Genomic DNA, 14,749 nt, shown 5'->3' with positions numbered 1-14,749 from the left:
AGGCTACTTAAGGTGCGTAATTGATACCAGATATCTAACGTATATCATGCAGAGACCATCAATTGAAAGGACTTACGATGGCTCGGATGAGTAACAAGGTTGCCCTGATTGTCGGGGGCGCCAAGGGTATCGGCTTGGCAATTGCAGAGCGGCTTTCGGCCGAAGGAGCGATGGTCTTCATCACCAGTCGCCGAATCAAAGATGCCGAAAAGGCGGCAACTGCCATCGGTCATGGTGCGGTCGGCATTGTCGCCGATGCCGCGCTTCCCGAAGATATGCGGGAGGCGGTCGAAAAAGTGAGACGGGAACACGGCCGTATCGACGCGCTGGTCTTGAATGCCGGTCTTTCTGAGCCCGCCCAGATCACGGAGATAACGCCTGAACACTTTGACCGCCACTTCGACGTCAACGTTCGAGGAATGGTCTTCGGGTTCCAGGCGGCTCTGCCGGCGATGAGGCAAGGCGGCTCGGTCGTCCTTGTCGGATCAATTGCAGATAGCGGCGGTTACACTTCCTATGGGACATATGCTGCGACCAAGGCAGCGGTGCGTTCCTATGCACGAACCTGGACGGCAGAACTGGCATCCAAAGGTATACGCGTTAACGTCGTCGCACCCGGTCCAACCGATACGGAAATGATGGCTGCGGTGCAACCAGATATGCGCGCGGCGATTGTCGCTCCGATCCCGATGGGACGAATGGCGCGCCCCGCCGAAGTGGCTGCAGCTGCCTTGTTCCTGTTGAGCGATGAGGCGAGTTACATCGCCGGTGCCGAACTGTGCGTCGATGGTGGCCTGCGGCAGGTCTGAGCCAGAATTCGAAGCGCTGTGCCCGATCTTGAATGGTCGGGTACAGCAAACACTCGACAGAAAAATCCACGGATCGCAATTTCGCTGATTACAGACCCGCCTCAGCCATCCATTGCGCTGCATCTGCACCTGCCGGTATACGCAGTGGCGCAGACGGATCGGTGGCAGCCTTCCAGATCGCTTCGGCGACGTCGCGCGCGTGGGTTACGGGGCCCTTGTCGTCCTGAACATTCCTGACGAACTGCTGCAGAAGAGGCGCATAGTCCGCATCGTCCATGCCGCGCAGGTGTGGGCGGGCACTGGCGCCGAAACTCGTTTCCGGCGAACGTCCGGGCAAAACGATGTGGACGCGAACGCCGAAGGGCTCCATTTCAATAGCAAGGGACTCGCTGAGCGCATTCACTGCGGCCTTGCTGGCGCGATAAACCCCGATGACCGGCAGCGGCTTCAGTGTCACCGATGACGTAACGTTGATAATGACGCCGGCCCTGCGACGACGCATTTGCGGGGCGATGGCCTGGATCATCGCCAGAGTGCCTATCGTGTTCGTCTGAAAGAGTGCCTGTGCGGTCTGGGATGCAGTCAGTTCGACAGGAGATGGTGCTCCGAAGCCGGCGTTATTGACGAGCACATCGATTTGACCCGTTGCCTTCGCAAGCTGTGAGATGCTGTCCGGGACGGTGACATCGAGTGCTAGAACACGCAGACGCCCGGACGCAGGGAGTAAGCTCTCGTCGGGCGTTCTCATCGTCGCGATCACGTCCCAGCCTTTTTCGAGGAACAGTTTTGCAGATTCCAGGCCAAAACCCGAGGAACAACCGGTTATCAGAATTGCGGGCATTATTTTCTCCATAAGTGGTGTGTCATTATGGTAGCGACCCGAAATAAGACTTTATATATTCTCACGTCCTCATTTCTTTAGCATTAGTCCCGATATGACAAGAGACCCGCTCACCGAGATCGTCACACTCCTGCAACCCGCCGCCCGGGCGTCCAAACTGGTGGAGTGCGCCGGTGCATGGCGTATACGTCGTGAGGGCACCGGCGAGCCGTTTTATTGTGCCATCATGGAAGGGCAATGCCGGGTCACTTTCGGTGGCCGACAAACGTTTATCCTGCAGGCCGGAGACTTCATTCTCGCGCCTGCTATGCGCGATATCATCAATGAAAGCTCCAACGCCACAGCCGACTTGCCGGCGACGGTTCCGACGAAGATCAATGAGGGACATTTTCGTGTGGGACCACATGACGGCCAACCCGCACTACGAATGCGTATCGGACATTGCAGCTTCGGCACACCGGATGCGGCCCTGCTCGTTTCCCTGTTGCCGGACGTGATTCTGGTTCGGGACAAACCCCGACTTGCGACGTTGATGCAGTTGATCGACGAAGAGACGCAGGAACGGCGCGCAGCGCGCGAGCCCGTTCTTGAACGACTTATTGAGGTGCTGTTGATCGAGGCACTACGGTCCTCAACCGACACCAATTCGGCACAGGGCCTTGGCAGAGGGCTTGGTGATGAGCGCCTTTCGGCGGCACTTCGGGCTATGCATGACCGTCCCGGCCATCCCTGGACCGTCGTTGATCTGGCGAAAGAGGCGGCACTCTCCCGTTCGGCATTTTTTGCGCGCTTCAGCCGAATAGTCGGAGTTGCGCCGATGGAATACCTGCTGACATGGCGTATGGCGTTGGCAAGGCAGCTCTTGCGGAGCGGTGATCTCGCAATCGAGGACGTAGCCGAACGGGTCGGATATGGATCAGCAAGTACGTTCAGCGTGGCTTTTGCCCGACGCACCGGCATCCCACCTGCTAGATACGCCCGTATGGCAGCACAGAACGGCGAGGCAGGAGAAAACCGGTTGATACGGCCACTGACAGAATTATAACAATGCAGTTGACCTATCGGTGAGTTCGTTCCTGGCCCGCCTGCTGAACGGCTTCCAAAACTTCGATACCGGCAACTCCAAGCGCCATCAGTCGATTGTGTTCCGCCTCGGGCGCCGCGTAGGATTTACCATCGACTTCGATCAATCGATTTCAATTCCTGACCTTGATGCAACTCCTGTTTGCCCTGATAAGCTTGTCGCCTTCAAATATGTGAAGAACATCGGTAACGGAGGAGCGCCTGACGCCAAGCATAACAGCGAGATTCTGCAGGGCTTCGACCACGAAGAGATTTTCCTCCCCGGAGATGCCAAGAATTTTTTTCTACGCCCTCATTCTCAAGGGCCCGAACGAGCAGTTCCGCGCCAGTCATGTCCAATCTCCAAAGTCACCGAGCCTTCGACGCGGCTTCAAGAAACACAATTTTGCGGGGATCTCACTTGAGGAGGCTTTTGACTTCCTCGATTGCGACGTAGGCGCAATCTTCGTCCAAGCCGCCATCCGGCGCGCCCGCAACGCCAAGCGCGCCGATCGTCTCCTCGCCGGCTTTGATAGGAACGCCCCCGGAAACAAAGTAGCCTGAAGTATCTGTGAATGCTGCCTCATGCGGGCTGTCGATGAAGTTCTCCACCATCGCGCTTGTGGGGCTGTGCAACGATACCGAGGTGACTGCCTTCTGCGCAGACGTGTTGATCGTGCGTGGATCGGCTTTTTCATAGCGTATCAGGGCGAGGAGGGCTCCAAATCGATCTGTCACCGCCGCCGACACATTGTAACCGTCTACCGCACACGCCGCGACGGCCATCTCAGCGATTTTGACCGCAAGCCGCGCTCTGAGGCCGGTCTCATGCTCAGTGTCGTGGCCAAGCACAGAACTGGCGCCAAGCACACCTATGGCGGTGGCCAGTAATAAGGTCTTCATGTGGGATCTCTTTAGTTATCGACCGCTGAGCGGCTCCGTTGCGGCAGATTACGTCGTCGCAAAAAACCACTCGGGTTATCGCGACGACGATGAATTCCCGAAATGCAAGACGTCCGCAGCCCGCACTCCCGCCATAGCGGTGAGCCTGCAGATAAAATGCCTCAGGTCAAGGAGCAGCGAGAGATCAAAGCGACCCGCTACCCGAAGCATTATCGTCGAGCTTCTTTCTATCGGCTGCCAATCGAGAATGAAGTTGATCGATTGCGCGTTGGAAGACGGCGGGATCGTCGAGTGCCCGGGAGAGGACGATCGCTCCCTGGATGGCGAGAACGGCGTCCTCCGAGAGGAGGCGTGCCTGCTCAGCGTCACGGCCTTGCCGGACGAGCGCTGCTTGCAGAGCGTCCACCCAAGCGACGAAGTAACCTCGGATGGCTTGGGCGAATAGGTCTCGGGTATTGGTAACAGCCAAAGCGCCGACGAGACAGACGCGCCTGCCCGACCTGAAGTATTTCGCGGTTTCATCGAGCATCGCCGTGATCGCGGCATCGGCATCGTCTCCGTCTCGCAGTGGAGAATAGACGGAATCTTCAAACCATTGCTCGATTTCGACGAGCACAGCCTGGAGCATTTCCTCCTTCCCATTCGGGAAGAAGTGGTAGAGGCTGCCCTTGCCAAGACCAGTGGCCTTGCCGATCAGGGCAAGGCTCGCACCTTCGTATCCATGCTCGCGAAATACTTCGGCCAGGGCGGTGATGGCGTCGGATCTTTCAGCGACCATGCGGGCCATGATTAGAGACCCAGATCGCTCAGGCTGGCGTGGCCGTCCGGACGACGGCCGAGCGGCCAATGGAACAAGCGGTCGCTTTCAGCAATCGGCATTTCGTTGATGCATGCGTGGCGGTGCGCCATCAGGCCGTCCTCTGCGAATTCCCAGTTCTCGTTACCATATGCACGGAACCATTGACCACTGTCATCGCGATATTCGTAGGCGTAACGCACAGCGATGCGGTTGCCGGTGAACGCCCAGAGCTCCTTGATGAGGCGATATTCATGCTCCTTGTTCCACTTGCGCTCCAGAAAAGCCTGGGCTTCTTCGCGGTTGGTGGCGAATTCGACGCGATTCCGCCAGCGGGTGTCCAATGTGTAAGCCAAAGCGACCTTGGCGGCGTCGCGGCTGTTCCAGCCGTCTTCGGCCAGACGGACTTTTTCGATAGCAGTTTCGCGTGTGAAAGGGGGGAGCGGAGGACGTGACATGTTGGTTTTCCTTTGTAAATCGTTGGATTGTACTGTTTGGTAAACTATTGACTGATTGGTACAGTAGCTACGGCGATTTTGGGTGTCAACGATTTTTTGAGGCGGAACGAATTTTTCCCGACGGCCTTTTCCTGTCGCGTACCGAGGGCGCCGATGTCTAAATTGGCCAGACAAGAGCTGGCAGAGCGTGCGGCCGCGCGCTGGTTTATTTTCGGCAAACCTCAGCCGCCTTAGGCATGCACCGCTCGATAGCACCACGCGCGGTGGGCGGGGGGTTTGGTGCCGAAAGGGGTGAAGACCTAGGAAGACGCTGTCCGTGCGACCAACACATTTCTGCGGAAATTGCATCGTCATCGGACACAAAAGTAGAAATCGAAAGGTAGATGGGGGCTAACTCCGCATCTGTGCGGATTGTACCAACCGGATAGCATCGCTCCATGATCTGACGAACCACATCGCGCTTAAGCGCTTCGCCAGGGTGCTCTTCGAGCCGCAATTAGAAGAGAAAGTTTCTAAAAATTCAGTCTTCTCCGCCTTGATGAAAGTCGCACCTTCGGCCCCTCTATTTGTCATGAATTGAGAGGCAAGGGATTGGTGCCTTCTCCTAGAATCGAAAGGTATCGTTGATAGCTGAACACCCGGCCACGCTTGCGGCCGGTAACCTCATCAACGATGCCCAATCGCTTTAGGTCGGCGAGTGCGGCGTTGACCGTTGGAGCGGACAAACCCGTCACCTGAACAATCTGGTTCGCTGTGTGAAAAGGATCCTGCTGGAAAAACGTTAATACGAAGGGTCGACCCTGCTCTACCACTCTCCATGGTGATCCGCTCGCGATCTTCCTTGAAAAGATCGACGATCTGAATAGCTGCCTCAAACGCTTGATTGGCAGTGTCGGCGACGCCGGCTAGGAAAGTCCAGCCAAGCTTCCCAGTTTCCATGCTCACGGACCCCTTGTAATAACCGATAGTATTCTCTCCGATGGGACTTCAGATAAAGGCTGAGGAAGCAACATCCCGCCATGCGCTACGATACCAACCGGTCAATGGGCACGTTTGATGCTTCCGCCCCACTCCTCGCTTGGGGCGTAGCAAACTTGCTCACCTATATACAGTTGCCACTACCCCGCTGATCGGATGGACTATAGCCGTTGCCTCATCAAGGAACTTGCCTCTGATTGCAGCCGTATGTGGTTCTGGGGTCCGGCCCGGTCTGCCTACGACCGCCGTCACCCCATGTGCTGGCGATTAATATCGCGCTCCCCTCGCGCGGCTCGTGCGGGTCCGGTTGCTGCGTACGACGCGGAACAACATTCTCAAGGCGAGAGGATCGCTGCTGAAGAGGCAAGGCGTTCCAGTTTGCCCAGCGTTTGCTGACCCAGCTCCACGGCGCCGAAACCCTTCGCTTGCTGGAATTCAGCTTCCGTGCTGAACACCATGCCCAGCACAACTTTTGTCCCGCCATCCTGATCTTCGAAGGAGGCCCAGGCGTCTGCATGTTTCGGCCCGTTTTCGCCCCACAGCAGCGTATAGGCAAGCCGCTCTTCGGGCCGGATCTCGACATAGCGATGATGGTTCGGGAAGACTGTGCCGTCAGGGCCGATCATGTCAAAGACCCATTCCCCGCCGGTTCGCAGGTCAATTCTCTTCGTGCGGCAGGAAAACCCTTCAGGGCCCCACCATTGCGGTAGCGTCTTCTCGTTCATCCAGGTTTTCCAGACGATGTTGCGCGGTGCCTTTATCACTCGTTCCAGGACCATGGTTCGCCCGGCCACGCTGGCCAGATTGTTGAGACCGGCGCTGAAACCTTGTTGATAGCCATCGCGCATATCCTCGGCCAGCGAGGAAAGCTGCACCGTTACGGTCAAGCGGCTACGCTCTTCCGCGGCCTGAAAATCGGCGGTCACCAGCGCTGCCGATTGCGTTGAGCCGCCGGATGAGACCACCTCGTAATTCACGCTGCGGCGGGTTGGCTGCAGCTCCAGCCAGCCGCACTCACAGCGAATATCCGGCTCGCCGGCGACCTTGCAGAGCGACACTTCGCGCCCGCCCAGCCTGCTGTCCGCCTCCAGGAATTCCACTGTGACCGACGGCGAGGGAGAGGCCCACACCGCCCGAGCGGCGGGTGACAGCCAGACCTGCCAGAGAGCCGATAACGGAACGGCAATTTCCCGTTCGAAGCTGAGCGTTGCAAAACGGTCTTGCGGCTGATGCGGTTCAGCGTGTGCGCTTTTTCGACCTGATTTCGTTGTCATTCTGAATCCTCCTTCATGGCCTGCATTGCAAATGCCTCCAGCCGGTCAAGCCGGCTCTCCCACACGGCCCGCTGCTCATCGAGCCATGTGCTTACCGGCTCCAGCGCTTCGGGCACGATGGCGCAGGTGCGCACCCGCCCATCCTTGGAGGTGATGATCAGCCCTGCCTCCTCCAGCACGGAAAGATGCCGCATCACCGTGGGCAGACGCAGCCCCGTGGGTGCGGACAACTCCATGACCGGTGCCGGCCCGCCGCCGAGGCGCGCAAGGATCGCCCGTCGCGTCGGATCGGCCAGAGCCTGGAAGATCAGTGAAAGTTCCTGATGATGCTTAGTCATATTGCTAACTATCATGCTTCATCGTGACGGGGCAAGGGAAAACTTAGCAAGTTAACTAAGTTTTATCGCGGGGAATGGTCCTTGGGATGAAATGCCGATGCGTCTCCCGGCCGTTTCATTTGCGTAACCGGGCCTTTCCCCCTTCAAGCGCCTTGCGTTCGGCAACGGGCAGCGGATGCAACTGGAGCGCCGGAAACGGGCCATCAAAAGTTGCAGAAAAAGATTGACTCTCGCTGCCGCCTGAGTGAGCTTCGCCGGGAAAAGACGGGGAAAACATCAAATCATCATGTCACCAGAACGCTTTAATCAATGCCTGTGGGTGATCCGCTGGACGCCGATCAATATTGCGTCCGCGCTGCAATGCGAACTTTCATGGATTGAGGCGCTGGAAGCGGGCAACGAGGAGGTTCCCGCTGGCCTGGCGACATGGCTTGAAACGCTGGCTCAGGCCCATGAGGGTCTTCCGCCTCCGTCCACCTACAGAGGAAAACGGTCGACATTCTGATGCGGCCGGCAGTTTTCAGCCCTTACCCACGATTGGATTATCCGAAATGAAATATGTCATAGCAGCTCTTGGCCTGATCGCCTTCTCAAGCCCTGCCCTCGCCGCATCCTGCGAGAAGAACTTCACTGTCTCAGGCGTACCGATGGTGACGGCCGTCTCTTACAAGTCCTGGCAGGAACTGCCGAAGGCGAAAGCGCCTGCCGTGCTTCAAAAGCTGGCTCAGGCCGTGGCGGCGGAAGGTTTTTCAGGCATCCAGATCAACAAGGCGCTGTCTTCCATCGATGCGCACCAGGAGACCAGCGGCAGCGGCAGAATTCAGACGCTGCGGGTCGTGGCCCGGCAGAAGGGCGCCGCGGTGCGGATTGATGCTGTCTTCAACATTCAGGCAGGACAGATCGCGGACAAGAACGTCATCCGCGAGGGCATCTGCAATATCATCAATGGCGCGTGACGCACGGTGTATGAACTGCCGCTTCGCGGTCTTGATGCCGGTGCACACCGACATCGAGTAGTGGCGGCTGAGCGAGTGCGGCGCATCTGTGGCGTAGCGACCGTGCCGGCTGGCGCGGCGCGGGTATATGCGGGTTCATGCCGTTGATGGCAATGCTTATGGTATGGCGGGCAACCCCGGAATCTGCGATGGGTGCAGACAGGGATAGTGTCCGCAGCCGGAAGCAGGCTGTGAATCGACGGGGAAAATATGCCGATCTATGAACTGGCTGCCGTGGGCGCCGCGACGTGCTGGGCGATAACCGGGCTTCTTGCCGCGGGTCCGGCGGGGCGGCTTGGCGCGCTCGCCTTCAACAGGACGCGGCAGCTTTTTGTCGCCGCTCTGCTCGGGGTCTATGTGCTCGCGTCAGGCTCCTGGCGGGAGCTTCAGCCCGAAGCATTGTCGTCGCTTCTCCTATCCGGCTTCATCGGCATTTTTGTTGGCGACACGCTGCTCTTCACCTGCCTCAACCGGCTGGGGCCGCGCCGTTCGGGAATCCTGTTTGCGCTGAATGCCCCGATCGCCGCGCTGCTGGCATGGGTGGTGCTTGGCGAGCAGCTTCCCACAAGGGCCATTGCCGGCATAGGCCTGACACTCAGCGGCGTGCTGCTGGCAATCCTCTTCGGCAAACGTAAGGCCCAGCTGCATGAATGGGAGAGCGTTAAGGGGCCTCTGTGGCTTGGCGTGCTCTTCGGCCTTCTGGCGGCGCTCAGCCAGGCGGTCGGCTCACTCATCGCACGGCCCGTGATGGCGACCGGGATCGATCCTCTTGCCGCTTCCATGCTGCGTGTCGGGGTGGCCGCCCTTTGCCTCACCGCGTTGACCATGCTGCCCATCGAAGCTGTCAGGCCCAGAGGCCCGATGACCAGAAGCCTGTTCCTGCAGACAGCGTTCACGGGCATCATCGCCCTGGCTTTCGGCATGACGCTGCTTCTCTTTGCCCTTTCCGGCGGCAAGGTCGGCATCGTCTCGACACTGTCGGCGACGACGCCGGTGATTATCCTGCCGCTTCTTTGGCTGAGAACACGGGAAATGCCGGCGCCCGGCGCATGGGCAGGCGCCGCCCTTGTCGTTGCCGGTATGGCGCTCATGTTCTGGAGATAGCTTCAACCCGATGGGGTACGGGTGCGGAAACACATCATCCGCGTCGAGACATTTCACGCCAGGATTCAGACAGCACGGCCCCTTGCTAAGCAACTTTTGCGTGCTTAAAAGGCCCAGAATATCAGTTCGTTAGAGAGGACTCACTTCGTGGAACAGGAAACCATCCAGACCGGCAAGGGTCGAGGCAAGGCGCTTTGGGCGGCGGTTGCAATTATTGCCGTTGCTGCCGCAGGCGTCATCGGCGGCAAGACCTTCTACGAAGCAAAGGTGAAAGAACTTGTTGCCCGCAGCGGTGCGACGGCCACTTCCATCGAGGTCGATTTTCTCGGAAAAATTCATGTTCGCGATCTGACGTTGCCGCTTGAAGATGGCAAGAATATCAAGATCGCGGCTATCGACGGACGTCCGAAACTTCCGTTTCTGGACGGCGCGCTTGATATGAAGACCATCGATATCGATGTGCCGACCGGAAAGATTTCGATGGCGCAGGCCCGCGTCGAGAATGCCGCATTCGAAAAGCCGGCACAAGCTGAAGAAAACGGCAACTCCCTGCCCCGGCGCATCGAGCGCTTCGCGGCAACAAACATCTCCACGCCGGAGGTGACGTTTACCCAGTCCGTCGCCACCACCGAGCAGAAGACCGTTTACAGGAACCTCGCTTTCTCTGAGATCACCGGCGGTCGCATTGCCCGATACTCTATCGACAATGGCAGCTACGACATCAAGATGCAGCTTCCCGACAGCGAAGGCGCGATAAAGGACAAGCATATGGTTGTGTCGACCGGCGCAATCGCCGGCGAGAACATCGATGTCGCTTATCTCGCCCGGCTCTATTCGGAAAAGGCCGGCCCGGACGACAAGGAAGCGAAGCCGCTCTACGGGCCGCTCTCCGTCAAGGCTGTCTCCTTTTCTGACGGAGACGGTCATTTCAGCTACGATGAAATCCGCAGCGACGGCTTTACCGCCCGGATGCCAGCCGAGCCGCTACTGGAGACTCTGAAAGTACTGACAACGACCCAAAATCCTGACGAGCTTTCACCGGAAGCGCGCCAGGCGCTTTTCTCAAAGGTCGTCTCAATTCTCGACATGGTCGGCAAAAGCGACATGCAGCTCATCGGCTTCAAGGTCGACGCACCGGATGAACAGCAAGGGGCGGCTGGCAAAAGGGTCAAGGCCACCATCGACCGTATCGACATGCAGATGGACAGCCGCAAGCTCGACTTCGGCTTGAATGGCATGTCGATCGGCGACGACGATGGCAAGATCGAAGTTGCGGAAGCAAGCCTCAAGGGCTTTGACTGGAGTTCGACGATCAAGGGAATTTCCGAGATCATCGCGCTCGACGAGACGCAGATCGAGACCTTTCAGTTTAACCGCCTGATACCAGAACTTGGCCGGGTGCGCGTCGGCGGCATCAACGTCGACATGGCCGCGCCGGAAAAGCCGGAGGAAGAAACGACGGGAACGCCTGAGCGTATCAAGTTCTCACTCAAGAATTTCGAGATGGGGCTGACCAAGCCCTTCAACGGCATCCCCACCGATATCGAGATCAGGCAGGACGAACTCACGCTTCCGATCCCCGCGGACTCGCAGGAGGAAGTTTTCGTCGAAGCCCGCAAACTGGGTCTTGAAACGCTCGCCTTCTCTTATGGCCTTGCGGCAGGCTGGGACGAACCGAACAGCAATCTGGTGATCCGCGACATCTCGCTAAGCAGCAAGGACTTCGGCAGCGTCAATTTTGCCGGTCTAGTAGGCGGCTTTACCGAAGAGTTCTTCTCTTTCGACGTCAATCGCGCGCAGGCGGCGCTCTTCGGGCTCGCCGGCCGCGAAGTGAAGCTCACGATCAAGGACGAAGGTTTGATGGCGAAGGCGATCAAGCTTTATGCCCTGCAGAATGACATGACGGAAGATCAGGTACGCGCCACTCTGACTCTGGTGGCGAGCATGATGTTGCCGCAGGTGGCCGCTGAACAGCCCAAGCTGCAAAACGCCGTGGAAGCGCTCGTGCAGTTCATCAGCAAACCCGGGACCCTGACGGTCACGGTCAAATCCACCGGCGCAAACGGCCTCGGCATTTTCGATCTGGTTGCCGCCTCCGACAATCCGATGGGTCTTCTCGACAAGGTCGACATTCAGGCGACGGCTGAATAAATCGAGCGACCTCTGCCCCTTCAGTGGCTGCACAAGCGTAGCTAGTGCAGCCACTCGCAACTATAGGCGAGGACCGGCTCGGCAAAGCCTTTCAGCCTGTAGCGATCGCCGTGCACGAGGACATCGGCGCCGCCATATTCCTGAAAAGTCTTGTCCGATATCAGGATCTGGTCGCTCCCGGCGGCGGCACAAAGCCTTGCCGCCAATTGCACTGTAGTCCCGAAGAAATCATTGCTGTCCTCGACAGGCTCCCCGCAATCCAGACCGATACGGATGTGAATGGGCTCGCCCCTGTCGCTGTTGTAGCGATGGAACTCGCGCTGGATATCGATGGCGCAATCCACGGCGAATGGCGTGGAGGAGAACACGGCCATTATGCCATCGCCGGTGTGCTTGACTTCCCGCCCCGAGCGCCGCCCCAGACAACCGCGCACGAGGGCATCGTGTGCCCGGATAAGTTCCGCCGCCATGCGATCCCCGAGGCGGGCCGTCATTTCGGTTGAACCGACAATGTCCGTGAAAAGGATCGCGCGGTGGCCGGGGTCCATATTTCTCGAGGCGGCCCCAGGCGCCACCGGATCCTGTATTCGCCCGAGAAACGCTTCCACGGCCGACAGGGCGACTTCCACCACCTCGCTGGCGACGAACCCGTGCGCTTCCCGATGCACGCACTGCGCGGTTTCGGCGTCCGGAGCGTCCATAAGGCAAAAGGCCGTACCGCGCCTTTCATCGAACCAGTAGGTCAAGAACCTGACGCCGTACCGATCCTGGATGTTAAGATCTTTAAGATGTGCTGCGGCGATATCCGCAGCCGAAACGCCGGCAAGCTCGTGCCGGTCCATGAAGATAGGCATTGGTTTCCTCCCAAGAGTATATCGTTGCCTCCTCTGTCAGCCATTTTATGACGTCGCCGAATTGCCGTCTATCGTTCTTACGGGTGACGCCGGACAAGGCGGGAACACCGGAAAGGGCGAAATTCCTTCGCCTTAGAATGCCGCAGGCTGTATGCCCGCAAGGCTTCCCGACAGCCGCAGCGACTTACCTGCGCTTGACCATGCGCCGAAGCAGGGAGCGGGATCGGACTTTATGGGGAATGAGGTGGATATCGCTGACCAGCTTTGCGCCGCCTTCGCGTCGCTCCAAGGTTATTTTCCGGCTATGGAAGGCCTCCAGTTCGGCACGATGCGCCACGCTGATGATGGTGGCGTCGGGCAATTCATCGATCACCTTCTGCATCATCCTAGGCGGCAATGACGCCCGCCACGAAATCCACGGGCGCTTCGGTGGCGATCCGCATATCTTCCGACAGCCGCGCCTCCGGATTTTGATGGTCGCCGTCGATCAGGTCGAGCTGGTAATAGCGGCCATTTGCGATCCATCGGGAGACCAGCACCTTGGTCAGCCACGACCGCCAGCGCCGTTGAATGCGCATTCGGACGTAAACCTGCGAGGTCACAATAAAGACGCTTCCAAGAACCAGCGGCGGAAATATGGAAGCGAGAAAGTAGATCGTCGATGCGTCCCGTTTTTCAATCGCGTCGAAAATCCCGCGATTCCAGATGTTGATGCCATATTGGAAACCGACATTGACGCCGATCATCACCAGAAGCCCGATGGAGAACGGCCACGCAAGTCCATCCCCACGGCGGCTCCAGAAACCCCGCGCGCTGATCAGGAACCGCTTCAGAAGATATCGCTTGCGAAGCTCTTCGGTCTGCTGCGGTGTCAAGCCCAAGACGGGCCCTATTTCCTCCGGCGGGAGTGGATCATCCGGTGCGTCATTGGCATGAACGTTCTCTGCACCCTTTTGGCCGGCGCCATCGACTGGTTCAGGATTTGCGTCAGCATCGGTCATGGATGGATAAACGGATGACTGTTTGAAAAGTTGCCGGCCCGGAAGGGTTTGCAGTCGGGCAAGAAAGCTCCGCTGGCCCTGTCTCCGTTGCAAGGGCGAAGCATGCCGAGACCGGACGCCTTGTTTCTAGAAGGTCCGCGGGGCCAATATCTCGTACGCACTGCCGGCCAACATTGTGCAACGCACAAAGTTCGGAGGAATAGGCATGAAATTCGGATTTTTAGATACATATCATCCGGAAAAATTCGTCTAAAACTCTCTCAACTCAAGGAGAGAGACCATGACGGACACGACATCAGATTTTGATGGGTCAACAATTGCCCTGGAGGCCGCAGAAGAACCCGCATGGACAGCTGCGACCTGGTTCGCGGTTCTTTCGATGGCGGCCACCAGTTTTGCGCTGGTTTCGGCCGAGTTCCTGCCAGCGGGATTGTTGACGCCCATGGCGCGCGATCTCGGCATTACCGAGGGTACAGCCGGACAGGTTGTGACGGCGACAGCTTCCGTGGGCGCCGTGACGGCTTTGCTGAGCAATGTTCTCATCGGCAAACTGAACCGCAAGACCGTGCTTGTCGGTCTTAGCGCCCTGGCGATCGGCTCCAACATTCTCGCATCGGTTGCTGCCGATTTCTGGCTATTGCTGCTGGGCCGGGCCGGGCTGGGGATTGCGCTCAGCGGTTTCTGGGCGCTTTCGGTTGCGGTCGTGGCACGGCTCGTCGGCGCAAATTCGACCGGGCGCGGCATGGCTATCGTCACCCTCGGCGTTTCACTCGCCACCATTGCGGCTCCCTCCATGGGCGCCTTGATCAGCGACTGGGTGGGATGGCGCGTAGCCATGTCGATGACGGCGGGGCTTGCCATCATTGCCATGCTGCTGCAGATATTCAGCCTGCCATCGCTGCCGGCAAGTACGAGCAACAGTCTTTCCGATGTTTTCCGGCTGACGCGGCGGCGCAGCGTTCAACTGGGGATGCTGGCAATCCTGTTGCTGATGACAGGGCATTTTGCCGGCTCGGTCTATGTGCGTCCCTTCCTCGAACAGGTGACGCTGCTTGACACCACGCCGATTGCCCTCGCCCTGCTCGGCTTTGGCGTTGCTTCCGTGATCGGCAATGTGCTGGGGGGCCGGATGGCTGACACCAGCATCCGCCTCGCACTCATCGTAACCGCCGCCCTGATGGCATT

At 58.5% G+C, this 14,749-nt stretch carries 16 protein-coding genes and 2 pseudogenes; 8 read left to right on the top strand and 10 right to left on the bottom strand.

From position 1 onward, the window contains the following. The first annotated feature begins 77 nt into the window (after positions 1-77). Positions 78-809, top strand: a complete 732-nt coding sequence (locus tag PL599_RS18625) for an SDR family NAD(P)-dependent oxidoreductase (protein ID WP_269824974.1) — start codon at positions 78-80, stop codon at positions 807-809. An 88-nt stretch (positions 810-897) separates the two neighbouring features. On the opposite strand, the gene PL599_RS18620 is transcribed toward PL599_RS18625, so the two are convergent. Further along, positions 898-1,650, bottom strand: coding sequence for an SDR family oxidoreductase (locus PL599_RS18620; RefSeq protein WP_269824973.1), 753 nt, complete (start codon positions 1,648-1,650; stop codon positions 898-900). Positions 1,651-1,744: 94 nt separating this feature from the next. Here PL599_RS18620 and PL599_RS18615 point away from each other — a divergent pair, with 94 nt between their 5' ends. Next, positions 1,745-2,695 carry an AraC family transcriptional regulator gene (locus PL599_RS18615; protein ID WP_269824972.1) on the top strand — a complete coding sequence of 317 codons (951 nt, stop codon included), beginning with the start codon at positions 1,745-1,747 and terminating at the stop codon, positions 2,693-2,695. A 19-nt stretch (positions 2,696-2,714) separates the two neighbouring features. Further along, positions 2,715-3,137: a hypothetical protein gene (locus PL599_RS18610; RefSeq protein WP_269824971.1), complete on the top strand. Its 423-nt coding sequence runs from the start codon at positions 2,715-2,717 to the stop codon at positions 3,135-3,137. Here PL599_RS18610 and PL599_RS18605 read toward each other — a convergent pair. The 6 genes and pseudogenes from PL599_RS18605 to PL599_RS18575 all read right to left on the bottom strand — a co-directional run bounded on the left by PL599_RS18605 (position 3,130) and on the right by PL599_RS18575 (position 7,459). Next, positions 3,130-3,615, bottom strand: coding sequence for a GlcG/HbpS family heme-binding protein (locus PL599_RS18605; RefSeq protein ID WP_269824970.1), 486 nt, complete (start codon positions 3,613-3,615; stop codon positions 3,130-3,132). The two genes, PL599_RS18610 and PL599_RS18605, sit on opposite strands and share 8 nt — an antisense overlap. 184 nt (positions 3,616-3,799) lie before the next feature. Then, complete coding sequence (locus PL599_RS18600; RefSeq protein ID WP_269824969.1) at positions 3,800-4,402, bottom strand: TetR/AcrR family transcriptional regulator; 603 nt, start codon at positions 4,400-4,402, stop codon at positions 3,800-3,802. 2 nt (positions 4,403-4,404) lie between these two features. After that, on the bottom strand, positions 4,405-4,869 hold the full coding sequence (locus PL599_RS18595) for a nuclear transport factor 2 family protein (protein WP_077984391.1): 465 nt from the start codon (positions 4,867-4,869) through the stop codon (positions 4,405-4,407). Between the two features lie 569 nt (positions 4,870-5,438). Then, positions 5,439-5,875: pseudogene (locus PL599_RS22800) on the bottom strand (winged helix-turn-helix transcriptional regulator); the annotation flags it as partial. A gap of 307 nt (positions 5,876-6,182) precedes the next feature. Continuing rightward, positions 6,183-7,121: an SRPBCC family protein gene (locus PL599_RS18580; protein ID WP_269824968.1), complete on the bottom strand. Its 939-nt coding sequence runs from the start codon at positions 7,119-7,121 to the stop codon at positions 6,183-6,185. After that, the gene (locus tag PL599_RS18575; protein ID WP_020009926.1) at positions 7,118-7,459 is read right to left on the bottom strand and encodes an ArsR/SmtB family transcription factor; all 342 of its coding nucleotides are present in this window, start codon (positions 7,457-7,459) and stop codon (positions 7,118-7,120) included. The genes PL599_RS18580 and PL599_RS18575 overlap by 4 nt, the downstream gene beginning before the upstream one ends. A 286-nt stretch (positions 7,460-7,745) precedes the next feature. On the opposite strand from PL599_RS18575, the gene PL599_RS18570 reads away from it, so the two are divergent. From PL599_RS18570 to PL599_RS18555, 4 genes are all read left to right on the top strand, one after another. Next, a complete protein-coding gene (locus tag PL599_RS18570) occupies positions 7,746-7,964 on the top strand; it encodes a hypothetical protein (RefSeq protein ID WP_269824967.1) in 219 nt (72 codons plus the stop codon). 46 nt (positions 7,965-8,010) lie between these two features. After that, on the top strand, positions 8,011-8,415 hold the full coding sequence (locus tag PL599_RS18565; RefSeq protein WP_003505769.1) for a hypothetical protein: 405 nt from the start codon (positions 8,011-8,013) through the stop codon (positions 8,413-8,415). 249 nt (positions 8,416-8,664) lie between these two features. Next, positions 8,665-9,558: a DMT family transporter gene (locus tag PL599_RS18560; protein ID WP_077984396.1), complete on the top strand. Its 894-nt coding sequence runs from the start codon at positions 8,665-8,667 to the stop codon at positions 9,556-9,558. Between the two features lie 147 nt (positions 9,559-9,705). After that, entirely contained in the window at positions 9,706-11,709 is a 2,004-nt protein-coding gene (locus tag PL599_RS18555) for a hypothetical protein (protein ID WP_269824966.1), read from the top strand. A gap of 41 nt (positions 11,710-11,750) precedes the next feature. Here the strand turns inward: PL599_RS18555 and PL599_RS18550 are convergent, their stop codons facing one another. The 3 genes and pseudogenes from PL599_RS18550 to PL599_RS18540 all read right to left on the bottom strand — a co-directional run. After that, on the bottom strand, positions 11,751-12,563 hold the full coding sequence (locus PL599_RS18550; protein ID WP_137412124.1) for a nickel-binding protein: 813 nt from the start codon (positions 12,561-12,563) through the stop codon (positions 11,751-11,753). 184 nt (positions 12,564-12,747) lie between these two features. Continuing rightward, positions 12,748-12,936 (bottom strand): hypothetical protein, encoded by a 189-nt coding sequence (locus PL599_RS18545; protein ID WP_269824965.1) that lies wholly within the window; start codon positions 12,934-12,936, stop codon positions 12,748-12,750. A 16-nt stretch (positions 12,937-12,952) separates the two neighbouring features. Continuing rightward, positions 12,953-13,564 (bottom strand): annotated as a pseudogene (locus PL599_RS18540) (ABC transporter ATP-binding protein/permease); the annotation flags it as partial. Positions 13,565-13,844: 280 nt separating this feature from the next. Between PL599_RS18540 and PL599_RS18535 the strand changes: the two are divergent. Then, positions 13,845-14,749 (top strand): MFS transporter (locus PL599_RS18535; protein WP_271359573.1); only part of this gene is annotated, 905 nt, incomplete at its 3' end.

It is taken from the genome of Agrobacterium sp. ST15.16.055, from assembly GCF_027956555.1.
Taxonomy (GTDB): domain Bacteria; phylum Pseudomonadota; class Alphaproteobacteria; order Rhizobiales; family Rhizobiaceae; genus Agrobacterium; species Agrobacterium salinitolerans.
The sequence above is the reverse complement of the archived record's forward strand: the minus strand, read 5'-3'. Positions and strand labels throughout refer to the sequence as shown.